The 21,152-nt window shown below is 37.5% G+C and carries 27 protein-coding genes; 12 read left to right on the forward strand and 15 right to left on the reverse strand.

All coding sequences use genetic code 11. The features are described 5' to 3' along the window. Window positions 1-6: 6 nt before the first annotated feature. The 6 genes from Q0W04_RS04100 to hpt all read right to left on the reverse strand — a co-directional run bounded on the left by Q0W04_RS04100 (window position 7) and on the right by hpt (window position 3,361). On the reverse strand, window positions 7-318 hold the full coding sequence (locus Q0W04_RS04100) for a transcription factor S (protein ID WP_298500687.1): 312 nt from the start codon (window positions 316-318) through the stop codon (window positions 7-9). 80 nt (window positions 319-398) lie between these two features. Then, entirely contained in the window at window positions 399-821 is a 423-nt protein-coding gene (locus Q0W04_RS04105; protein WP_298500688.1) for an NUDIX hydrolase, read from the reverse strand. A 29-nt stretch (window positions 822-850) separates the two neighbouring features. After that, entirely contained in the window at window positions 851-1,129 is a 279-nt protein-coding gene (locus Q0W04_RS04110; RefSeq protein WP_295610087.1) for a DNA-directed RNA polymerase subunit L, read from the reverse strand. Window positions 1,130-1,143: 14 nt separating this feature from the next. Further along, window positions 1,144-1,686 carry an exosome complex RNA-binding protein Csl4 gene (locus Q0W04_RS04115; RefSeq protein WP_366938629.1) on the reverse strand — a complete coding sequence of 181 codons (543 nt, stop codon included), beginning with the start codon at window positions 1,684-1,686 and terminating at the stop codon, window positions 1,144-1,146. A gap of 99 nt (window positions 1,687-1,785) precedes the next feature. Further along, window positions 1,786-2,790, reverse strand: coding sequence for a diphthamide biosynthesis enzyme Dph2 (gene dph2, locus Q0W04_RS04120; protein ID WP_298500692.1), 1,005 nt, complete (start codon window positions 2,788-2,790; stop codon window positions 1,786-1,788). A 1-nt stretch (window position 2,791) separates the two neighbouring features. Next, a complete protein-coding gene (hpt, locus tag Q0W04_RS04125; RefSeq protein WP_298500694.1) occupies window positions 2,792-3,361 on the reverse strand; it encodes a hypoxanthine/guanine phosphoribosyltransferase in 570 nt (189 codons plus the stop codon). Window positions 3,362-3,460: 99 nt separating this feature from the next. Between hpt and Q0W04_RS04130 the strand changes: the two genes are divergently transcribed. From Q0W04_RS04130 to Q0W04_RS04165, 8 genes are all read left to right on the forward strand, one after another. Further along, window positions 3,461-4,810 (forward strand): signal recognition particle protein Srp54, encoded by a 1,350-nt coding sequence (locus tag Q0W04_RS04130; RefSeq protein WP_298500696.1) that lies wholly within the window; start codon window positions 3,461-3,463, stop codon window positions 4,808-4,810. Window position 4,811: 1 nt separating this feature from the next. Further along, window positions 4,812-6,020, forward strand: a complete 1,209-nt coding sequence (locus Q0W04_RS04135; protein WP_298500698.1) for a tRNA pseudouridine(54/55) synthase Pus10 — start codon at window positions 4,812-4,814, stop codon at window positions 6,018-6,020. 5 nt (window positions 6,021-6,025) lie between these two features. Then, window positions 6,026-6,493, forward strand: a complete 468-nt coding sequence (moaC, locus tag Q0W04_RS04140; protein ID WP_298500700.1) for a cyclic pyranopterin monophosphate synthase MoaC — start codon at window positions 6,026-6,028, stop codon at window positions 6,491-6,493. 69 nt (window positions 6,494-6,562) lie between these two features. Further along, a complete protein-coding gene (locus tag Q0W04_RS04145; protein WP_298500702.1) occupies window positions 6,563-6,724 on the forward strand; it encodes a preprotein translocase subunit Sec61beta in 162 nt (53 codons plus the stop codon). Between the two features lie 47 nt (window positions 6,725-6,771). Further along, window positions 6,772-7,596 (forward strand): imidazole glycerol phosphate synthase subunit HisF, encoded by an 825-nt coding sequence (gene hisF, locus Q0W04_RS04150; protein WP_298500704.1) that lies wholly within the window; start codon window positions 6,772-6,774, stop codon window positions 7,594-7,596. Next, a complete protein-coding gene (locus Q0W04_RS04155) occupies window positions 7,593-8,498 on the forward strand; it encodes a DNA glycosylase (RefSeq protein WP_298500706.1) in 906 nt (301 codons plus the stop codon). The genes hisF and Q0W04_RS04155 overlap by 4 nt, the downstream gene beginning before the upstream one ends. Window positions 8,499-8,534: 36 nt before the next feature. Further along, window positions 8,535-8,885: a VOC family protein gene (locus Q0W04_RS04160; protein WP_298500708.1), complete on the forward strand. Its 351-nt coding sequence runs from the start codon at window positions 8,535-8,537 to the stop codon at window positions 8,883-8,885. Window positions 8,886-8,887: 2 nt separating this feature from the next. After that, on the forward strand, window positions 8,888-10,255 hold the full coding sequence (locus Q0W04_RS04165; protein ID WP_298500710.1) for an MFS transporter: 1,368 nt from the start codon (window positions 8,888-8,890) through the stop codon (window positions 10,253-10,255). Between the two features lie 29 nt (window positions 10,256-10,284). Here the strand turns inward: Q0W04_RS04165 and Q0W04_RS04170 are convergent, their stop codons facing one another. Further along, complete coding sequence (locus tag Q0W04_RS04170) at window positions 10,285-10,716, reverse strand: peptidylprolyl isomerase (protein WP_298500712.1); 432 nt, start codon at window positions 10,714-10,716, stop codon at window positions 10,285-10,287. A gap of 69 nt (window positions 10,717-10,785) precedes the next feature. Here Q0W04_RS04170 and Q0W04_RS04175 point away from each other — a divergent pair, with 69 nt between their 5' ends. Then, window positions 10,786-11,946, forward strand: a complete 1,161-nt coding sequence (locus tag Q0W04_RS04175; protein WP_298500714.1) for an acetylornithine transaminase — start codon at window positions 10,786-10,788, stop codon at window positions 11,944-11,946. Between the two features lie 8 nt (window positions 11,947-11,954). After that, entirely contained in the window at window positions 11,955-12,656 is a 702-nt protein-coding gene (locus Q0W04_RS04180; protein WP_298500716.1) for a hypothetical protein, read from the forward strand. Here Q0W04_RS04180 and Q0W04_RS04185 read toward each other — a convergent pair. Further along, complete coding sequence (locus Q0W04_RS04185; RefSeq protein ID WP_298500718.1) at window positions 12,653-13,057, reverse strand: NUDIX domain-containing protein; 405 nt, start codon at window positions 13,055-13,057, stop codon at window positions 12,653-12,655. The genes Q0W04_RS04180 and Q0W04_RS04185 overlap by 4 nt on opposite strands. Before the next feature lie 131 nt (window positions 13,058-13,188). Here Q0W04_RS04185 and lysA point away from each other — a divergent pair, with 131 nt between their 5' ends. Continuing rightward, a complete protein-coding gene (lysA, locus tag Q0W04_RS04190; protein ID WP_298500720.1) occupies window positions 13,189-14,472 on the forward strand; it encodes a diaminopimelate decarboxylase in 1,284 nt (427 codons plus the stop codon). A gap of 12 nt (window positions 14,473-14,484) precedes the next feature. Further along, window positions 14,485-15,345, forward strand: a complete 861-nt coding sequence (gene dapF, locus Q0W04_RS04195; protein WP_298500722.1) for a diaminopimelate epimerase — start codon at window positions 14,485-14,487, stop codon at window positions 15,343-15,345. A 9-nt stretch (window positions 15,346-15,354) separates the two neighbouring features. On the opposite strand, the gene Q0W04_RS04200 is transcribed toward dapF, so the two are convergent. The 7 genes from Q0W04_RS04200 to nrdD form a co-directional block, all read right to left on the reverse strand. Beyond that, window positions 15,355-15,513, reverse strand: coding sequence for a hypothetical protein (locus tag Q0W04_RS04200; protein ID WP_298500724.1), 159 nt, complete (start codon window positions 15,511-15,513; stop codon window positions 15,355-15,357). Window positions 15,514-15,526: 13 nt separating this feature from the next. After that, window positions 15,527-16,111: a HemK2/MTQ2 family protein methyltransferase gene (locus tag Q0W04_RS04205; protein ID WP_298500726.1), complete on the reverse strand. Its 585-nt coding sequence runs from the start codon at window positions 16,109-16,111 to the stop codon at window positions 15,527-15,529. Window positions 16,112-16,116: 5 nt separating this feature from the next. Further along, on the reverse strand, window positions 16,117-16,989 hold the full coding sequence (gene rsmA, locus Q0W04_RS04210; RefSeq protein WP_298500728.1) for a 16S rRNA (adenine(1518)-N(6)/adenine(1519)-N(6))-dimethyltransferase RsmA: 873 nt from the start codon (window positions 16,987-16,989) through the stop codon (window positions 16,117-16,119). A 9-nt stretch (window positions 16,990-16,998) separates the two neighbouring features. Next, the gene (locus tag Q0W04_RS04215) at window positions 16,999-17,628 is read right to left on the reverse strand and encodes a DUF655 domain-containing protein (protein WP_298500730.1); all 630 of its coding nucleotides are present in this window, start codon (window positions 17,626-17,628) and stop codon (window positions 16,999-17,001) included. 160 nt (window positions 17,629-17,788) lie between these two features. Continuing rightward, entirely contained in the window at window positions 17,789-18,133 is a 345-nt protein-coding gene (locus Q0W04_RS04220; protein ID WP_298500732.1) for an RNA polymerase Rpb4 family protein, read from the reverse strand. 5 nt (window positions 18,134-18,138) lie between these two features. Next, the gene (locus tag Q0W04_RS04225) at window positions 18,139-18,429 is read right to left on the reverse strand and encodes a 50S ribosomal protein L21e (RefSeq protein WP_298500735.1); all 291 of its coding nucleotides are present in this window, start codon (window positions 18,427-18,429) and stop codon (window positions 18,139-18,141) included. 267 nt (window positions 18,430-18,696) lie between these two features. Next, entirely contained in the window at window positions 18,697-21,015 is a 2,319-nt protein-coding gene (gene nrdD / locus Q0W04_RS04230) for an anaerobic ribonucleoside-triphosphate reductase (RefSeq protein WP_298500737.1), read from the reverse strand. Window positions 21,016-21,152: the final 137 nt, after the last annotated feature.

Below are 21,152 nucleotides of genomic sequence, written 5' to 3' on the forward strand. Positions count from 1 at the left end.
AAAACCTCAGTGATAGGCTCTCCAGGTATGTTTACATTTTGCGCATGTAAAAATACGTGTAGGTGCTTCATCAGCACTACGGGTTTGTTTCAATTCATAATAAGCTTCATCATGTCCGCATTCAGGACAGGTTTCCTTGATGGTTGAACGCATATCATCAACTTCACCAAGCATTTTAACACTTTCATGTTCTTCTATTTCACCGGCAACCTTGTATTCGTCACCTAATTCTTGTTCATTAGAATATCCACATGAATTGCATTTCAAAATTCCGTTATTAGGAAGCATCATTGCTCCGCATTCAGGACAAAATTCCATTTAACTCTCCTCTATAATTTTTTAACATATACTCTATATATTCTATAAATCTTTTTTTCAAATTATTTAAATATATAGCATTATTTGTTCTTTTTTAATGTTTTTAAGCAATCTCTAATAATTTTTTCATGGTCAAAAGCAAGATTGATTTCATCAAGTTTTTCACTTGAAAAGATTGCAATGTCACAGGCATCGTCATCAGCTTTTCTATTTGTGAAATCTCCTGTGGCGGTGTATACTATACTGACAGTATGTCCCCTTGAATCCCTGTCCGGTTCGGAATAAACATTGACCAGATTTTTAAGTTCCACATCAATGCTGGTTTCTTCCTTTGCTTCACGTATGGCTGCATTTTCTACTTTTTCACCGTAGTCAACAAATCCTCCCGGAAGCGCCCAATATCCTTTGTAAGGGTCGTTTTTTCTTTTTATCAAAATAAAGTTTAAATTGTCATCAAAAATAAATATGTCTGTGGTTAGGGAAGGTTTTTTGTAATTTGCCATCAAATCACATTAAAAAAAATAATAGGAAGCTATAAAGCTTCATCGATAAGTTTTTTAAAGTCTGCACTTTCTTTTTGGAGTTCTTCAGCTGCTTTTTTAAGAACAATTCTTGGTCTTTTTCCTCTTTTTGTTTTGATGGTCATTTCCGGTTTGCCGGTAAGAGGGTGATCAATATTGTAAACAGCGTATTCCACGTCAGGGTCCTGCATTAAGATATGTCTTAAAGCGTTGCAGACTCCATGACTTTCATCCTTTACAATAAAGGTTAATTCTAAAGTTTTATCTTCAATAATTTCAATATTTTCCATTTTATCAACCTAAATTAATCATTAACATAGTTTTTAGAGACTTTACGTCTTTCCTTTTTATTACATGAATTGCACTGAAGTTCATTATTTTTTGAGGTTGTATGCATGTAGTCCCTACAGCGTGTACACATTGCCTTAAGCACTCCACAGTCATCATCAACGGTGCCCAAATCAACATTATCTCCTGTAATTTTTACTACTTTAGCTTGGATAATGTCTCCTATCCTAAAGGCATCGGATAACTTTTCAAGATAATCTTTTTTAGCTTGAGATATGTGGATTGCACCCATATAAGGTAGTGCCAGTGGCCTTGCATTGTCTTTAATACAGTCGATTTTGACATTTGCCCTTTGAGGCTTGATGTCGGTAATTTGACCGTATACTACATCTCCAACTTCAAGTAGTGCGGGTTTAGCATTACCCTCAACAGTAATAACCTTCATTTTTTGATTAATTTTAACATTACCAAGTACTGATGCTTTTATGTCGCCATTATCGTCATAAGTACCGTCTCCTGGAAGATACTGTTCGATTATTCCTAATTTATCTCCAGGCATTACTATTTTTTCCTCTTTGTCATTCAATTAAAATCACCAAAATAAAGATTTATAAAAAATTTCTTAATATAATAATTTTATTTATATTAATATTTAAAGCTATTTGTAGCGTTCATGGAATAAAATTTCATCCAGCTGATAGTTTTCCCACTCCCTTTTGTTCAATACAATCTCCAATTCCTGTGGAGTCAGAAGTGGTTTTTTATACATTTGCGAATCGTCAATGGCTATTCTCGGACATGCGCTAACTACAAATGCTTCAAGTTCAAGATAAGGAAGCAATATGTCCGGATTGATGTTGTCTGCCAGAATTATGTATGCCTCCATACCGTTGTCCTCTAGGTTTTTCTTGATTGCCTTTGCAAGTTCCATCCTGTATTGGCCTTCCTTTGAAGACACTATTATTCCCCATTTGGTTGCACTTCTTGCCTTGGTTATTCTTGCAAACCGAATTCTAAGTATTCTATCTGCATATTCGTCCATGGTTCTTACTTCGTTGTTGTACGGGTCAAGAGCCAAAACGGGAGTGTTTGAGAATAGATTAATGCCCAATGGGTGGAAATTTCCGCTTCCGACAAACAGAAATATTTCAACGTCCAAATCCTTGATGGATGAGAAGTTGCAGCCTAGAACCTGTCCTTTTCTGGTTGATGGGGAAGATCCCAAAATCACTTCCTTGCCATTGTCTTCAAGATAATCCTTGATTTCAGCCAAAAGATGCAGGTGCTGGGTTGTTGTTACAAGTCCTACTCTTGAGTAATCCTTAAGTTCTTCCAGGGACTTTTCAAGGCTTTTTTTAATGTCAATTTTTGAGAATGCTTCAATGAAAAGTGTTGGAACTTCATACTTAAGTGGAAGAGGGGTGTGTCCGTAGTGGATTATCAGGTCAACTGATCCCTTCATTTTCCAGTCACTTACGTCACAGGCTCCAAAGCAGGGATCGCCTGAAATGATAACGGTGGCATCCGTTTCATCTTCAATGTGTTTTGCAATCTTTACGGCCTGCATTTTAAGGCCTTCGGGAAACTGAAGGCCAACGGTCTTCACGTCCCTTGAATTGATTTTACGGATTGCCCTGTCCAAATCCATATCATACATTGACATTTTAATCTTCAATAGTTTTTTCAATCACGACTTTTCCATCAATGACATCCAGTTTTACAATGGACAATACTTCCATGCCGGTTTCCTTTTCAACAATTTCCTTTCCTTCACCCTTTTCAATGACTGCCACTACTGATTTGATTTCAAGACCCAAATCCTGCAGAGTTCTGATAAGGGCTATCAGTGTTCCTCCTGTACTTACAACGTCATCGATGAGCAATATCTTTTCTCCTTCATGCAAATCGTTGATGTAAAGGTTTGATGAGCCGTAGCCGGTTTTCTGATATACTTCAAATTCACCTTCAAGACCATATTGCCTTTTACGTATCACAACAAATGGAATGTCGGTTGCAAGAGATAGTGCGGTAGCTAAATGTATTCCCATAGCTTCAACAGCCACAATTTTATCAACGTCCAAATCTGCATGTTTATGTACAGCTAAAGACAATTCACGCAACATTTTAGGATCCATTGCAGGAACTCCATCACTGATCGGATTTACAAAGTAGTTGTAGTCACCTTTTTTCACAATCGGTGATGCCTCTAAAGATTTTTTTACTTCCTCTAACATAGTCTCACACAAAAAATTTTAAAACTTAGATAAATATAAATATATTTTAATATAATTATATAATTTTGCTAACATTAATTTATACGATAAAGTGATACAATGGCAATGCTCGGAAACTTAGGAGAAAATCTTACTAATACCATGAAAAAATTAGTGGGAATGTCTGTTATTGATAAAAAAACAATAAAAGAGGTTGTAAAAGACATACAACGTGCATTAATTCAATCAGACGTTAATATTAAATTAGTTTTAGATTTATCAAAAAAAATTGAGGAAAGGGCTCTTGAAGAGGAACCTCCAAAAGGAATCACTCCAAGGGAACATGTTATAACTATTATTTACGAGGAAATGGTGAACCTTTTAGGTAAGGACGCCGCAGGTCTTGACATTAACGAAAGGCCTTACAAGATTCTGTTCTTGGGTCTTCAGGGTAGTGGTAAGACAACCACTATAGGTAAGCTATGCAGATACCTGCAGAAAAAGGGTTTCAACCCTGCAGTTGTCTGTACAGACACATGGAGGCCTGCAGCTTACGAACAGCTGAGGCAGCTCACTGAAGAGATGGATGTTCCTTTGTACGGAGATCCGGATAACAAGGATGCTTTGGATTTGGCCGAAAAAGGTCTGCAGGAATTCAAAAACAGAAAAGTCATCATTTTCGATACTGCAGGTAGGCACAAGCAGGAAGAGGATTTGATTGCTGAAATGGATGAATTGGACAACATCATCAATCCTACAGAAGCCATTCTTGTCATTGACGGTACCATCGGTCAGCAGGCCGGGGAACAGGCAAGAGCATTTTCACAGGCCACAGACATAGGGTCAATCATAATTACAAAACTTGACGGTTCAGCAAAAGGTGGGGGCGCAATGTCAGCAGTTGCAGAAACAGGCGCACCAATCAAGTTCATAGGTACCGGTGAGAGAATCGATGACTTTGAACTGTTTGATCCTGAAAGATTCATTTCAAGACTGCTTGGAATGGGAGACATCAAATCCCTTATAGAAAAGGCAGAAGAAAACATTGACGAGGACATTGCCGAAAAGACAATGAACAACATGCTTACCGGAAAATTCACCCTGATGGACATGAAAAACCAGTTCGAGATGATGAACAGCATGGGTCCGATGCAGCAGGTTCTAAACATGATTCCTGGAATGGGAAACAAGATTTCCAAGGAAGCATCCAAGATGACTGAAGATAAAATCGATTCCTATAAAGTCATGATGTCTTCAATGACCGAAGAGGAAATGATGAATCCGAAAATCATCAAGCAGTCACGTATAAGAAGAATTGCGCGCGGATCCGGTGTCGATGAAAGTGAAGTGAAGGAACTTCTAAGATACTACAACAACACCAAAAAGACCATGAAGGGCATTGGAAAACGTGGAAGCCGTTTGGGCGGCGGTGCAATGAACCGTATGATGGGCCAGTTCATGAACAGATAACATGTATGAGTTAGCTAAAAAAATATTGGACGAAACAGATGGGAAAATCTGTAAAAACTGCCTTGGCCGTAAGCTGTCCAAGACAGTTGAAGGCTCAAACAACATTGAAAGGGCAGAAAAGGTATGTGCCGAATTGAACATCAATCTCGACGATAGCGAATGTGTGATTTGCGATAATCTCTTTGACAAGATTGATGATGAGCTATACAAAAAAATAGACGATAAGATAAATCAGCTGGGAGTTGAATTTGAAACCTTTCTTGTAGGTTCACAGATTGACAAGGAAATCCAAAAGCGCGATGACGAGTTTTCCGAAAAATTCGATTTGGGTGTTGAAACCATCAAAAAGGAAGTCAACAGGCTGATAGGACTTGGAATTTGGGAAATATATGATAAGGAAGCCGAGTTCGAAAGGCAGGACATAGTATTCAATGTTGATTTAAGAAAAAAACCAAAGGTTAAGATTCAAATAAATCCTCTCTACATTGAGGGAAGATACAACAAGCTGAAACGTGGAATTCCTCAAACCAAATGGCCATGTACAAAATGTAAGGGCAGAGGCTGTGAGGAGTGCAATTTCACAGGCAAACAGTATCCTGAATCCGTTGAAGAGTTAATATCCGAGCATGTATTGAAATTAACCAAAGGCCGTGAAGCAAAGTTCCACGGTGCCGGACGTGAAGACATTGATGTTTTGATGTTGGGTACGGGCAGACCATTCGTTTTGGAGATAAAGGAACCGAGAATCAGAAACCTGGACTATCCAAAATTGGAATCAGAAATAAACAGAATCAATGAAGGAAAGACTGCCTATCACAATCTCCATCCTTGCGAGAGGCCAAGAAAGGCAGAAATCAAACAGTCCTCTCCAGATACTTATAAGGTTTACAATGCAATTGTCAAATGTGATGAGGCGTTTGACGAATCCAAACTTGATGAGATAACTAAATTGAATGAAATCCACCAGCAAACCCCATTGAGGGTGCTTAGAAGACGTACGGATATGGTAAGGATAAAGCATGTTCTTGACCTGTCATATGAAATAATTGACGAGCAGACATTCTCCATGACCATCAAGACAGAAGGTGGACTCTACATTAAGGAACTGATTTCCGGTGATGAAGGAAGAAGCAATCCAAACGTTTCACAGATATTGGGCGTTAGGGCCATCTGCGAACAGTTGGATGTAATAGAAGTGAGTGAGAAGTAGATATTATGGCAGATGAATTTACACATTTAACAGACAGCGGAGTACATATGGTTGAAGTTGGGGAAAAACCCGATCAGAAAAGAAGAGCAATTGCAAGTGGCAGTATCTTTCTGGACAAAAATACTATAGATTTAATACAAAATGAAGAAATCAAGAAAGGAAACGTTTTAACTACTGCTCAAATTGCAGGAATTCAGGCCGTTAAAAACACTTCTTCAATAATTCCACTTTGCCATCCTTTGGCCTTGACAGGAATCGAGCTTGATTTCGAAGTCAAACCAACTGAAATAATAGCTACATGTGCTGTCAATACATTGGGAAAAACAGGTGTTGAGATGGAAGCCATTACAGGTGTCAGTGTGGCATTGCTTACAGTGTGGGATATGGTAAAGGCTGTTGAAAAGGATGAGGACGGACAATATCCGGATACCCGAATCAGCGATATTAAAGTTATCAGAAAGGAAAAAATTTAAACTTTATATACTAGGAATAAAATAATTATATACAGTTATTTTTATTGATTAATTTATGGGAGAATTATTATGGCGAAAAAAAATGATAAGATTTCTATGCCTCAAACCGGTGCAGGTTTAGTAAGATACTTTGATGAAGAAAGTTTAGGTCCAAAACTTTCCCCTGAGCATGTTATTATTGCTACTATAGTTTTAGCTATATTTTGTTTTGTTTTAAGATATTCAGCTTAGATATTGTTTTTTAAAACAATACTACTTTTTTTATTTATTTGATTATTATGTTAACCAAAAGAATTATTCCTTGTCTAGATTGTGATTTGCAGGTTCCTGAAGGCAGAGTCGTCAAAGGCGTTGAATTTAAGCAGATCAGATATGCCGGAAACCCGGTAGACCTTGCAACACGCTACTATGAGGAAGGTGCTGATGAGGTTGTCGTATTGGATATTACAGCATCACATGAAAGACGTGCCACCATGGCTGATGTCATTGACAGGCTAACAGAAAACGTTTTCATGCCTATCTGTGTAGGTGGAGGAATAAGAAAGGTTGACGATTACATCAAGATGTTAAAGGCTGGAGCGGACAAATGCTCAACAAACACTGCTGCCATCAAAAACCCGCAGCTTTTGACTGAAGCTTCAAAGGTCGTTGGCTCACAGGCAGTTGTAATTGGAATAGATGCCAAAAGAAGATATGTTGACCATCCCGATGATGCGAAAGACAAGATAGTCATTGAAACTGAAAAGGGATACTGCTGGTTTGATACAAGCATTTACGGCGGACGTGAATTTACAGGCATCGATGCGATTGCGTGGGCAGTAAAATGTCAGGATTTGGGTGCAGGTGAGATTCTTTTAACCAGTATGGACGGAGATGGAACCCAAAACGGATATGACATTGAACTTAACAGGGCCATTAATGATGCGGTGGATATTCCGGTCATTGCAAGTGGCGGTGTTGGCGAACCGAAACATATTCTTGATGTGTTTGAAAAAACAGATGTTTCCGCAGCTCTTGCTGCAAGTATATTTCATTTTAACCAATATTCAATCGGGGAAGTTAAGCAGTACCTCAAAGAAAATAATGTAGCTGTTCGATTATGATAATTAAGGCTCCGATTGATTTAGAATTAACCCAAATGTCCGGTCAGACTTCACAGCCTCCATGGCTTAGGCAGGAGGATTCATTTAGAGAGGTTGTCATGGTTGGCGATAAGCCGGTTCTTTTTGATGTTAGCCAGTCAGGCGATTATCTTGATTTTGATTTTACAGGCGACATTTCAAAAAAGCAGGCCATTTCAAAATTAAACCATATTTACGATTTGGATTTTGATTTAAACAAATTTTATAAATATTTGTCAAATCAATCAGAACTCGCTGAGATGTCTGAGTTTTGCAGAGGTCTGAGGCTGTTTCTTGCAAAGGATGAATTTGAGTGCATCATCTCATCAATTTCATCGGCCAACAATTCCATCAGGAGATGGACAAAATCCATGTGCGATATGAAAGAGAAATGGGGAAATAAATATTTCGATAATTATTACACATTTCCGGATAAAGTAATAATTAAGGATTTATTTGAAGATGAAGTGGAAGAATCGTTGGTTTGCGGTGAAACTTGTGGAAATAACTTGAAATCATGTGGGGTGGGATATCGAGCACCCTATATGAAAAAAGCTTCAGAATTATTTACAGTTGAAATGGACCTCTCGGAAATCTACAAAATGAGCTATGATGAAGCATTTGAAACCATTTTGAAAGTTCCGGGCGTAGGTCCGAAGGTGGCCGACTGCATATTGCTTTACGGTTTCAATTTTAAGGAAGCGTTCCCCTCAGATGTATGGATAAAGCGTATTGTTTCTCACCTCTACTTTGATGGAAAGGATATAAGCGTGTCCAAGGTAAGGGACTTTGGAATGGAACAGTTCGGGGACAATGCAGGTTATGTTCAGCTCTATATGTTTCACTATGCCCGCATGTCCGGTTTGATGCAGAAATTGAAATAGAATTTATTATATCTAATAATAAACATACTATTTTTTATGAAAATCAGATACGCTACCATGATTGTCAATGATATGGCTGAAAGTGTTAAATATTACACAGAAACTTTTGACTTTACCTTTGATGAGGAATTTGATGTTCCTGGAGGTAAGATTACATTACTTAACGGCGATGGATTTGCAGGCCTTGAGCTAATACAAAGCACAGCCTTTGAAACAGGAATCTATTCAATCGGAATGGACGTTGAAGACATCAACGAAGAAATTAAAAAACTTGAAGAAAAAGGAGCAAACATTGCTCTAAAGCCTGTTGAAACTCAGGTGGGCTATATGGCAAGAGTCATTGATCCAAATGGCATTAATATTGTTTTGGTCCAGCATACTAGATAAAAATGAAATCTGAAAACATTATCCTTTTAATCTGTACGGTACTGTCATTTTTTGCGGTATTTGCGGTAAATGCAGTCATGGTTGTAATTCCTTCAATCGCTGCGGAATTTCACATGAGCAATATTGTTCAAAATTGGGCAATAATCATCTTTTTATTGGTAGTTGCAGTACTGTCCGTTCCGGCAGGTCAGATTTCAGGAAAATACGGTCTTAAAAAAGTCACCATCATCAGTGTCGTGCTGTTTATCATAATTTCTATTGCCAATGTCCTTGTCACAAATTCCGAACAGTTTTTAATTTGCCGTTTGATATTGGGAATTTCTCTCGCATTTTTCAATGTCACTTCAATGGCAATGGTTGTATCTGCATTTCCTCCACAGGAAAGGGGTAAGGCATTAGGAATAGTCATCACCGGAGTCTACATCGGACTATCGCTGTCTCCGGTTCTTGGAGGGGTTCTCAATTACCATCTGGGCTGGAGGTCTGTAGTGCTGTTTGGAGTTCCGTTCCTTTTGGCCACACTGGTTCTGATTTTAACCAAAGTCGATGAAGAGTGGATTACCTTTGAAAACGTTCCCCTTGACATTAAGGGATCGGTTTCATATGGAATCGGAATGGTGCTTTTCATGTACGGATTTACTATACTCAATGAGACATTGGGTGTTGTATTGGCAGTTTTGGGCATAATGTTTCTGATTGTATTCGGATGGATTGAACTGAGGCAGGCCCATCCTGTGTTTGACATAAGGTTTTTTAAAAACCGAAAATTCTTCTCCGCCAATTTTGCATCATTGTGCGCATATCTGGCTACTTTTGCTGTCACAACAATTCTAAATTATCATCTGCAATACATCAAGGGTCTGGATTCGCAGACAGCAGGAATAATTTTGCTTGCAGCACCGCTTTGTCAGGTGGTTTTGGCTCCGATTGCAGGAAGATTGTCGGACAGATATGTTCCGCAGATTCTTGCAGCCATTGGAATGGGTCTTGGAACAGTTTCCCTATGTTTATTTGCATTCTTAAATGAAGCTACATCCATGGAATTCCTTATTGTGTCCATGATTATTTACGGTATAGGTTTCGGATTGTTTTCACCGCCGAATACGAATGTTATAATGAGTTCCGTTCCGCCGAAAGACACATCAGTTGCATCAGCATCCGTTGCAACCATGAGAACTGTCGGTCAGGCATTGAGTTTGGGGATATTGACTCTTGTATTCGCATTTGTGATGGGTGATGTTCCTATTGTGGAGCAATATTATCCTTTACTGATCAGCAGCTGCCAAATAACATGTCTGATATGTGTGGTATTATGTGTTGCTTCCGTATTTGCTTCATTTGTAGGAATCAAATCTAAAAAGAGCGTTTAGAGTTAAAAAAATAAGATGAAAGATAATAATTATCTTTCTTCGATGGTGACTCTGTTCATTTTGTCACCCTGTTGGATAGCGTTTACAACATCTTGGCCTTCAATAACTTGGCCGAATACGGTGTGAACACCATCTAAGTGAGGTTGTGGTGAATGGGTAATAAAGAATTGGCTTCCACCAGTGTCTTTACCTGCGTGTGCCATTGATAATGCACCGGTACCGTGTTTGTGTGGGTTTCCTTCAGTTTCACATTTTATGGTGTAACCAGGTCCTCCGGTTCCGTTTCCGACAGGGCATCCGCCTTGGATTACGAAGTTTGGAATAACTCTGTGGAAGGTTAATCCATCGTAAAAACCTTCTTTGATTAATTTTTCGAAGTTGGCTACAGTTCCAGGTGCTTCATTCGGGAATAATTCTAAAACGATATTCCCTTTATCAGTTTCTATTGTTGCGACTTTCATTTTATCACCAATTTTAAATAATATTATTATTATAAATGTTAATGATTAAATAGTTTATGGAGGATAAAAATGAATACTCAGGAATTAATTAAAATTGAAGATGATTATTTCATTAACACTTTCACAAGACAACCAATCGTTTTGGACCACGGGGAAGGTGTTAAGGTAACTGATATTGATGGAAATGAATACTTGGACATGTTTGCCGGTATTGCAGTTAATGCATTGGGTCATAATCATCCAGCATTGGTCAAAGCTATTCAGGACCAGGCAGAAAAGCTCATTCACATTTCAAGCATTTATTACAACGAACCTGCATTGGTTTATGCTAAAAAATTAATTGATTTAACCAGTTTCGATAGAATATTTTATGCAAACAGCGGAGCCGAGGCAAATGAAGGTGCAATCAAGCTTGCAGTAAAATACACAGGAAAAAGCGAAGTCATCTCCACTGTCGATTCATTCCACGGAAGAACAATAATGACATTGGCAGCTACAGGTCACGAGGAATATCATGAACCATTCAAGGCTGTAATGCCAGAAGGTTTCATCAATGTTCCATACAATGACATTGAAGCCATTAAGGATGCAGTAACCGAAAACACTGCAGCAATCATCGTTGAACCTATTCAGGGTGAAGGTGGAGTTAATGTTCCTGATGCAGATTATCTAAAGCAGATTGAAGAGCTCTGTCATGAAAAGGACATTGTATTCATTGTAGATGAGGTTCAAACAGGATTTGGAAGATGCGGAACATTATTTGCACACGAACTGTTTGGAGTAAAGCCTGATATCATGACCATGGCCAAAGGTATTGGTGGAGGAGTCCCTATGGGCGGAATCCTTGCAACCGAAAAGGTGGCAGGTGCATTTGTACCTGGAGATCACGGAACCACTTTCGGAGGCGGTCCTTTGGTATGCGCTGCTGCAAACGCTGTTTTGGACACTTTCATTGACGAAAACATCCTGGATAACGTAAATGAAGTCGGCGAATATTTCATCGCTGAATTGAAAAAATTGGACAAGGAAATCATTGCCGATGTGCGAGGTAAAGGTCTGATGGTCGGTTTGGAGTTAACCAAGCCTGGAGCGGAATACGTTGACAAGCTTCGCGAAGCAGGATTTTTAATCAACTGCACTGCAGACAACGTTTTACGATTCGTGCCTCCATTGATAATTACAAAAGAAGAAATCGATGAGTTTGTTAATGCTTTGGATGAAATATTATAGGTGATAAGATGGGTATCCATACTGAATATTCTTGCAGTAACTGTGAATTTAAATACAAGGATTCATCCGATATTTTCTGGATTGACCGTGAAGGAATTGTTCATGTGGGTATGTTGGCCGTCAGTTCATCTGAAAAGGCTTCAGAATCTCTTGTTTCCGGAGGAATCTATAAATTCTACTGCTACAACTGCAGGAAATTTGTCTATAACTTCCATGTTACAGAAAAATCACAAAGCATTTCAAAGGAACTAATAATCCAAATCATAGAAAACCTTGATGACAACACAAAAATCATCGATTTCGACAACAAGTTTCAGAACTGCATTAGCTGCGGCAAGGATTTGGATTTGAAGCTTGAAAAGGCATTTGCCCTTGATGGTGAAGGGGAGTTTCATGTTGGTGATGTTGAGTTAAACGATTTTGAAGACAAGCCAAATGACTTTTCCGGAAAATATTACGGATATTACTGTAAGGACTGCTCAAGGCAAATAAACAAATTCGTCATTTATGAAAACAATGCAAACTTAGAAGATTCCCTGATGAGGGAAATCCTAAAGGATCACACCAATGACCTGACAGTGTTTATTGACGACAGCTATGAATACTGTCCGGATTGCGGTGATGAGCTTCACGTATTGGGTGAATCATCACTGTGTCCGAAATGTAGAATAGGTGTTTTGGGTATTGAAAATCAACGTTTCGTTGATTAGATTTCCCAATTTCTTTTTTTCAATACTTTTTTAAGTGATGTTGATATATCAAGTGTCCTTATTTTGTCAATGTCTGCCCACATCCAGTCTGTGTGCTCTTCGCTGATTTTTACCTCACCTTCAACGTCAACCAAATACATCATCAGCTGCACGGTTCTTTTGTGCATGTAATCGTTCTGGATAGCTTCTGCAAAGTCTCCAACATTAACGTCAAGTGATGTTTCCTCCTTAATTTCGCGAACCAGCGCGTCGGCAAAGAATTCGCCAGCTTCCACTTTTCCTCCCGGAAGCTCCCACATTTCAGGGTCGGTTCTGGATTTCGGATGTCTTTTCACTATCAATATCTCATTGTTATCGTTTTTTATTATTCCTCGAACGGTAAGGCCATAGGGTTTTTGCATATTTTCACCTTATTAATACTTTCATTTCAATATTATTAATTTTAATCGGCAAAACTCTTTCCTTCACTAGTTTTAAATAGATTGAAGTTGATATGTAAAATTATAATGTAACTTTTTATAGGAGTTTAATTATGGATTTGAATATTAAAACTAATGATAAAAACCACTTGGATATAGGTGGAGCCGATGCGGTTGAAATCGCAGAGGAATTTGGAACTCCGACCTATGTGATTGATGAGGCTAGGATAAGGGATAACTATAACAGATTTTATTCTGCATTTACAAAATATTACTCTGATTTCAAAGTCTTTTACGCATGTAAAGCAAATACCAACCTTGCAGTAATGAAAATATTGGAGTCTGAAGGTTGCTGTATTGATGCTGTATCTCCTGGAGAAGTTCACATATCCAAAATGCTTGGATTTTCAGGAGACAGAATATTATTTACAGGTAACAACATTACCAACGATGAATTGAAATTTGTCCACGATGAAGGAGCGGTTTTAAACATCGATTCCGTATCAGCACTTAAAAGACTGGCCAAAGTGATTGATCCTGAAGGATTGAAAATCTCATTTAGGGTAAACCCAATGGTAGGTGCAGGACACCACGACCACTGTATTACAGGTGGAGTAATGAGTAAATTCGGTATTATGGACAATGAAGCTGTAGAAGTTTATGAGATGGCAAAAGAACTGGGATTCAACCCTATCGGTATGCACTCCCATATAGGATCAGGAATATTGGACCCTGAACCTTTCAAATTGGCTATCGAATCAACAATGGACATTGCCGGAAAAGTTCACCAGGAAGCTGGAATTGACTTTGAATTCGTTGATTTCGGTGGTGGAGTAGGTATTCCATACACTCCCGAAGAAAACATTGTGGATTTGGACAAATTTGCTGAAGTCAATATCGGTTTATTTAAAGAAAAATTGGAACAGTATGACATGGGCAATCCTACAATGTATCTGGAACCTGGAAGATACATTGTCGGGGATGCAAGCGTACTTCTCGTAACAGTTAACAGCTTAAAACAAAGTTACAGAAAATTCATAGGTGTAGATGCAGGTTTCCACACACTTCTAAGACCTGCAATGTATGATTCATACCACCACATTGTCAATGCAAGCAAAATGGATGCTGAAAACACTCAGGAAGTTGACATTGCAGGAAACGTATGTGAATCAGGAGACCTCTTCGCACGTGACAGGCCAATGCCTGATGTTGAGGAAGGAGACATTTTGGCTATATTGAATGCCGGTGCATACGGATTTACAATGTCATCCAACTATAATTCAAGGCCTTTAGCTTCAGAAATACTGGTCAGTGACGGCGAATGCAATGTAGTACGTGAAAGACAGACCTTTGAAGACTTATATGCAAAACAATCCCTCCCGCCACATTTAAAATAAGAGTTGATTGCTATGGTTGATTTAAAAGGATTGAAATTTTCAAAAATGCACGGCATAGGCAATGACTTTCCAATTATCGATGAAAGTAAAGGGGAAGTCATTCCGGAAGCGGACAAGCCTGAAGCATGCAGAATATTATGCCACAGAAACTTTGGAGTAGGTGGAGATGGTGTTTTATTTGTAGAGCCTTCTGAAGTGGCTGACATCGGTTACAGAATGTTCAATCCCGATGGAAGCGAAGCTGAAATGTGCGGTAATGGAATAAGATGCTTTGGAGATTTCGTATACAGAAAAGGCATTTTAAAACAGGAAAAGATGACTGTCGAGACAAGGGCTGGAATAAAAACAATCGAAATTACCCTTGATGACGGTGAACCGGTACTGTTTAAGGTGGATATGGGTCTTTCAACATTCAAAACTCCTGAAATTCCAATGATTTCAGATAAGGACGAGTTTCTTGATGGGGAGCTGGAAGTTATTGATACAACATTCAACGTGACAGCTATCAGTGTCGGCAATCCTCATGCAATAATTTTCGTTGATGACGTTGATGAAATCGACATTAACAAATACGGTCCGGCCATTGAAGCCCATGAAGTGTTTCCTGAAAAAATCAATGTGCACTTTGTAGAGGTAATTTCCAAAAATGAAGGCAAAATGATTACCTGGGAGCGTGGAGCAGGTGTGACACTTGCATGCGGTACAGGCGCAACCTCCACAGCAATTTCAGGCTATAAGCTAGGCTTATTTGATGAAGATATATTGCTTCACTTGCCTGGCGGAGACTTAAAATTCAATGTTTATGAAAAAGAAGATTCTTTAGGAGCCTTCATGGAAGGTCCTGCAGAACTTGTCTTTGATGGAGAATTATAATTCTCCAAACTATCTATTTTTTCTTACCAATCCGAGGACAATATCGATTATACCCAATATTATTACTATTGCAAGCCAAATGCTGATGTGGCCCCTAAGTATAATGAAAATTACTCCAAGGATTATTAGTGCAATTCCTGTTAAAATTGACATTTTCCATTGTTCCATACTGATCACCTTTTTATATTTTATATGCGTTAATTAATGTAATGTCTTCAAAAAAGAAGTGTTCTGAAGCTGAAATTTCAGCTATAAAACCGTTTTCATCCAGAATATTCAATGTCTTTTCGTTGTCTGAAAATGAAGACTGAATCATCTGGACAATTCCACCATCATTTAAATGATTTGACACTTCATTTAAAAATAAATCTATGACTTTCCTTCCATTTAATCCACCGTCGAATGCATAATTTAAATTGCTATCGATAACTTCATCTTCTTCGGTAGGTAGATATGGAGTATTAAATAAAATTACATCAAACTTTCTATTTTTCACAGGTTCAAACAGGTTGCCGAACAAAATTTCTATGTTTTCGATGTGGTTCGCCTCAAAGTTTTTTCGTGCAAGCTCGCATGCATCGAAGTTGATGTCGGTTACAGTGATTTTATCTGTTAATCTTGAGGCATACATTGCAACTATTCCGGATCCTGTGCCTATTTCCAAAACGCTTTGACCTTTTTGGATTTCCAAATTCTCTGCCAACAGGTAGCTGTCTTCAGCGGGAATATAAACGTTGTCGTCTGTATTGATGATAAAGTCACTCATGATATCTACTCATTTAAAATCAGATTCAGTTCTTTTGATAAAAACAGTATTTCCTCAGGGCTGATGGCTATTACCCTTTGTTTGAGGTAGTCATTGAGCCTGTCGGATTCGATACTGTTGATTTTTTCTTTTATCTCCTTTTTGTCAAGTCTGCAGATGATGTGTCTGGAATCAATCAGGGCATTTCTGATTTTTTTGTTTCTATGCTGAAAAAGAGCCTTTGTAAAATCGGAATATATCTTAAAGTCATCGTCGGAAATTTTATTTTCTTTCGGAGTTAATTTTACAACGGTAGAATCGATTTTCGGTTTTGGAATGAAGCTTTCAGAGCTTACATCAGTCAATGTTTCCACACCACATTTGAAATAAAGCATCGCCGAAAGCCTTGAGTAATCTTTGCTTCCGACCGTACCGTTCATGCGTCTTGCAAACTCTTTTTGATACATTAAAATAGCTAAGTCAAAATCGTAATTCAAAAATTTAAAGGTTATTGGTGATGAGATTTGATAAGGTAGATTTGAGATGATCTTATTGAATTTGGGAAATTCAACATTCAATGCATCATCGTTGATTAACTCTACGTTATCTATTTTTTCTTTTTTAAGTCTTTCATTCAATATATTTGCAATATTGGTGTCCTGTTCTATTGCTATTACTTTTCCAGCTCTTTTGGCAAGTTCAATTGTTAGTGTTCCTATCCCTGTTCCTATCTCGAGAACAGTATCGTTTTTATCAACATTTCCGAAGTTAATTATCTGGTCACGCTTATTTTTGTCAATCAGATAATTCTGACCAAGATTTTTGTTTAACTTTATGCCATGTTGGTTTAGGATATTTTTGGTTTCTTTTGATAGGGATTGGGAAGATTCACTATTCAATTTATCACTTTATCTTGACCTTCTTTGATTTCTTGGAGGCTGTGTAAATATGTAATATTTACTTTTGCCTCTTCTGACTGTTGTAGTATCCAATTCTTGTTTGACTCTGTTGACAATCATTCCTGCAGGATCTGTTAAGGTAGGAAGTCTTTCGGTAATGTCTTCAAAACTTTCGAAAGGTTTTTCCTCTCTTGCTTTAATAATGTCCCACATGTATTTTTTACCAATTCCTGGAATTAGCTCTAAACTGTGTAATCTTGTACTTACTGAGTCGGCAGTATTGAAGAATTCAACATATTTTTCCTCTTCTGCTTCGACAATGTCACGGATGGCATATTCAAGTTCTATTCTACTTGTTGCAGTGAGATTTTCGAAATTTAGTTTGCCGAGAACTCTAAAAATTTTATCTCTTTTTCCTTTTCCGATATATACGGTGTCTTGAATCTCTAAATCCACTCCATTTTTAGGAGCTAATTCTAGTAAAGTGAATTGTTCTGTACCAATAGCTTGAGCAATAGCTTTTCCACCAAATTTGGACATATCTGATTTGACATATCCTCTGCTTAAATAATCAAGAATAACAGCATTTTCTTCTTTTTTCACTGTTGATGTTCTCTCTTTTTTGTTATTATCTTTCATGGTATCACTTCACTATTGTTTTTGGTTATGTCAAAAATTGACCATAACATAAATCTTATTATTAGTTTTTATTTTTAAATGTAATAAACATATCTAAAAAAAGAGAGTATAAATTGGATTTGGTTAGGGTAAATAAATAAAAAAAGTGAATAGTTTGTAACTATTCGATAATATCATATTGTTCTAAAAGTTCAAGAATTTTTTCCATTTCTTCTTTATCGACTTGGCCAGGTTCTTTTGCGAAAATTAATCTTAAATCGGCCAAATCTTGTGGAACTAAATCTACAATATGAACAGCGACTTTTGGTCTTAAGTTAAATTCACTTTGAAGTTTTTCAAGAATCTCTTCTGAATCTTCAAGAGAAAATCTTTTGAACCTTGCAAGATGGTTTAAAGTGACGTTCTGTTCATAATTCAATTCATTGTCTTCTGAAAACTCTTCAAGAACTTCTTTAACTTTAGCACCTGGAATAGGTTCACTTTCAATTATATTTTTTCCGATCATAAAAATCAGTTTTGTAATTTTAAGTGGTCTGGTCTAACAATTAATTCTTTTGCTTTGTTTCCATCTTTTAAAGTTACGATATAAGCTTTACCTTTTTGACCAATGACTTTACCAGTTTTTCCATGGAATCTAGGAGCTGGCTGTCCTTTTTGGATAGATGGGTTGATAGTAATGTGAACTAAGTCTCCTTCTTCAAATTTTTGGAGTCTGTTGGTAATAGGGTTAGTTCTACCCGGTCTTTGTACTTTAGTCATTTTTTTTCTTGATCTACTTTTTAATCCTCTTGATCTTTGCATTGTATAACCTCTTTAATCAGTTCTCGTCTGGGTATATCGTTAAATCTATGTTATCAGCGACCTAGTATTAAAAAAGCCCATAAATACTAGTAACATAGAATATGAAAATAATAAATTATCACCAGTGATATGATAATATTATAATTTTAGTTTGATGGTATTAATATACTTTTACTTTTTCGGCGATTTTTAAAAATAATTCTGTATTTGAAAAATATTATATGATGGTTTCGGTTTTAAAAAAAATGGTGTGAAGAAGATAACTGTTTAGTTATCTTCAAATCTTCTTCTGTCAATTAATTCTTGACGTTTACCTGGGTTCCAGCCTCCGGATGCAGATTTTGCACGTCCAACTTGTTGAACGTATCCGGTAATCCTATCATACCATTCTACATCTTCGCTTTCACCACAGGTAGGGCATGTATTATTTAACCCTTTCATTAAAGTTTTACATTTAAGACAGAAACTTAAAGCTGAGCTGTAAGCCCAAAATCCGATGTCAGATTTTCTGGCTATTTTATTGGTTAAGCTCATTAATGAATCTGGATCTGAGTATGATTCTCCCATGAATGCATGGAAGATGTGTCCACCAGGAGTTAAGCTGTGATATTGCTCTTCAATTTTGATTTTTTCAATTAAAGAAGCGTTGGTATCTACTGGTACGTGTGAGGAGTTTGTGTAGTAGTTAGCATTTCCGTCACCTTGTACAATAACTTCGTCTCCGAATTGTTTTTTGTCAAGAGTTGCAAACCTGTATGCAGTGGATTCTGCAGGGGTTTGTAAAACAGACCATCTAAGGCCGGTTTCATCTTTCAATTGTTCAGCTCTTTGATTAACGTATTCGAGACATTTGATACCGAATTTGTTAGCATCAGGATTTTCAATACCTTCGCCGAATAAGGATAATAACATTTCGTTAAGTCCAACAAAACCAAAGGACAAGGTTGAGTTTTGGATTCTGTAGTATGAATCTTCAGCTACTTGTTGTTTTAAGAATGGTAAAATGTGGAAATCGTTTAAACATTTTAATCCTTGTTCTCTTCTAAGCATTAAGGTTTCAACTGCTAAATCCATGTATTCATCCAAGTATTCGAACACTTGGGATTCGTCTTTGGATTGGTATCCGATTCTTGGGAAGTTTAAGGTTACGTATGCAAGGTTACCGGTTCTTAAACAGTCTTGATCCCAGTCTCCGGTCCAGGTGTCTTGTAAACAGGTTCTGCAACCCATGTAGTTTGCCATTTTTCCTCTGTATTTAGGGAACATGTTTACAAAGTATGAGGAACCGTATTTTGCAGATAATTCGTGTACTAAACGGATGTCATCTTCGTATTCACTTGTCATGGTTTCTTTACGGAGGGTGTAAATAGTATTTGGGAATAAATGAGGTTTACCTTCGTTGTCTCCGTCAAGTAAAGTTTCAGTGAATGCTCTTTGGATTAATCTGGTTTCTTCTTCATAGTCTGCATAAGTTCCAACGACTTTACCTTTTGGTCCGTAAGCGGTTTCATCTTTTAAGAAATCAGGAACACCGAATTCCAATGCCATACTTGTGAATGGTACTTGGGATCCTCTTGCAGCATATGCCATGTTTAGGTTGTAAACGAGCATTTGCACGGATTGTTTGATTTCATCATAACTTCTTCCTCTTGCAAATGGTGCAACAAACACGTTCCATAAGGACATTCCCTGTCCACCGGACATGTTCTGTTGTGCTGCAAGCATGATTTCACCGGTGTGGTTCATTAAAGTTTCCATGTGGTTTGGTGCACCTGCAATGGAGGTGTGGTCACCTGTACCATCTACTTTAAGACCATATTTGATGAATGTTCTGATATCATGTTGCATACAGTTTAAAGGTCTTCCAGCGAAGAATTCCAAATCGTGAATGTGAATGTCACCAGACATGTGTGCATCAGCTAAGTGTGCAGGTAACATTTTTAAAAGTGCATATTGTTTTAATGCTTCGTCTGCTACATGTTTGTGGATACTTTCAGGGTTGTGAATCATGTTTGCGTTGTCCCTGTTACCGTTTTCAATTAAGGAGGTAATGTTGTATACCGGAATACCTAAACGTGTGTAACGGCTTCTTAAGTCTTCGAGACCGTATTCGATAAGTTTGGTGTTAACCATTTCCCTAATCATTGGAGCGGTCAAGTATTCTACATTTAATTTTTTGAGTTCTTTCCAGGTTTCGGTAGCAATTTCAAAAGCAGTTTCTTGGCTAGCACCGGTTTCTTCAATAAGGGTGTTAGCGATTTTTGATAAATCAAATGCTTCAATGGTATCTCTTGAGGTACGTACTTTCAATTGTGTACTTGCCAGGTATTTGTTTGCGATTTCAGGATCGATGTCTTCAAGGCATTCGTATACGATTTTTTTGATTTCTTTGGTTTTAATTCCATCGTATAATTGAGATACTACAGTAGCTACGATTTTATCAGATTCAAAGAATGGGGTTTCTACCATTACTAATGATTTGACTAGCTTTTCATAGCTAAATCTTTCTTTGATACCGTTATTTTTTTCTACGTTAATTTTAACGGTCTCATTTAAATTATTTCCTAATTCTGAGATTTTTTCCATATTTTTCACACCATTTTTCCTACGTTTTTGAATAAGTATAATAAGTAAACGAGAGAGTACTCTCAGTTGTAATTACTATATGTTTGCACTTGTATAATTATCGTTCGTATTTACACGAACAACTTACAATTAATACT

This window comes from uncultured Methanobrevibacter sp. (assembly GCF_947170395.1).
In the GTDB taxonomy this organism is placed as follows: domain Archaea; phylum Methanobacteriota; class Methanobacteria; order Methanobacteriales; family Methanobacteriaceae; genus Methanocatella.

Coding starts and splice junctions, on each gene's coding strand:
- Q0W04_RS04170 (WP_298500712.1), bottom strand. CDS start 10,716: ATGAAAGTCGCAACAATAGAAACTGATAAAGGGAATATCGTTTTAGAA.
- Q0W04_RS04130 (WP_298500696.1), top strand. CDS start 3,461: ATGGCAATGCTCGGAAACTTAGGAGAAAATCTTACTAATACCATGAAA.
- Q0W04_RS04115 (WP_366938629.1), bottom strand. CDS start 1,686: ATGCCTGGAGATAAATTAGGAATAATCGAACAGTATCTTCCAGGAGAC.
- Q0W04_RS04220 (WP_298500732.1), bottom strand. CDS start 18,133: ATGATCGGAAAAAATATAATTGAAAGTGAACCTATTCCAGGTGCTAAA.
- Q0W04_RS04105 (WP_298500688.1), bottom strand. CDS start 821: ATGGCAAATTACAAAAAACCTTCCCTAACCACAGACATATTTATTTTT.
- dph2 (WP_298500692.1), bottom strand. CDS start 2,790: ATGTCAATGTATGATATGGATTTGGACAGGGCAATCCGTAAAATCAAT.
- Q0W04_RS04175 (WP_298500714.1), top strand. CDS start 10,786: ATGAATACTCAGGAATTAATTAAAATTGAAGATGATTATTTCATTAAC.
- nrdD (WP_298500737.1), bottom strand. CDS start 21,015: ATGGAAAAAATCTCAGAATTAGGAAATAATTTAAATGAGACCGTTAAA.
- Q0W04_RS04200 (WP_298500724.1), bottom strand. CDS start 15,513: ATGGAACAATGGAAAATGTCAATTTTAACAGGAATTGCACTAATAATC.
- Q0W04_RS04180 (WP_298500716.1), top strand. CDS start 11,955: ATGGGTATCCATACTGAATATTCTTGCAGTAACTGTGAATTTAAATAC.
- Q0W04_RS04225 (WP_298500735.1), bottom strand. CDS start 18,429: ATGCAAAGATCAAGAGGATTAAAAAGTAGATCAAGAAAAAAAATGACT.
- lysA (WP_298500720.1), top strand. CDS start 13,189: ATGGATTTGAATATTAAAACTAATGATAAAAACCACTTGGATATAGGT.
- Q0W04_RS04160 (WP_298500708.1), top strand. CDS start 8,535: ATGAAAATCAGATACGCTACCATGATTGTCAATGATATGGCTGAAAGT.
- dapF (WP_298500722.1), top strand. CDS start 14,485: ATGGTTGATTTAAAAGGATTGAAATTTTCAAAAATGCACGGCATAGGC.
- Q0W04_RS04205 (WP_298500726.1), bottom strand. CDS start 16,111: ATGAGTGACTTTATCATCAATACAGACGACAACGTTTATATTCCCGCT.
- Q0W04_RS04185 (WP_298500718.1), bottom strand. CDS start 13,057: ATGCAAAAACCCTATGGCCTTACCGTTCGAGGAATAATAAAAAACGAT.
- Q0W04_RS04145 (WP_298500702.1), top strand. CDS start 6,563: ATGGCGAAAAAAAATGATAAGATTTCTATGCCTCAAACCGGTGCAGGT.
- Q0W04_RS04215 (WP_298500730.1), bottom strand. CDS start 17,628: ATGAAAGATAATAACAAAAAAGAGAGAACATCAACAGTGAAAAAAGAA.
- moaC (WP_298500700.1), top strand. CDS start 6,026: ATGGCAGATGAATTTACACATTTAACAGACAGCGGAGTACATATGGTT.
- Q0W04_RS04135 (WP_298500698.1), top strand. CDS start 4,812: ATGTATGAGTTAGCTAAAAAAATATTGGACGAAACAGATGGGAAAATC.
- Q0W04_RS04100 (WP_298500687.1), bottom strand. CDS start 318: ATGGAATTTTGTCCTGAATGCGGAGCAATGATGCTTCCTAATAACGGA.
- Q0W04_RS04110 (WP_295610087.1), bottom strand. CDS start 1,129: ATGGAAAATATTGAAATTATTGAAGATAAAACTTTAGAATTAACCTTT.
- hisF (WP_298500704.1), top strand. CDS start 6,772: ATGTTAACCAAAAGAATTATTCCTTGTCTAGATTGTGATTTGCAGGTT.
- Q0W04_RS04165 (WP_298500710.1), top strand. CDS start 8,888: ATGAAATCTGAAAACATTATCCTTTTAATCTGTACGGTACTGTCATTT.
- Q0W04_RS04155 (WP_298500706.1), top strand. CDS start 7,593: ATGATAATTAAGGCTCCGATTGATTTAGAATTAACCCAAATGTCCGGT.
- hpt (WP_298500694.1), bottom strand. CDS start 3,361: ATGTTAGAGGAAGTAAAAAAATCTTTAGAGGCATCACCGATTGTGAAA.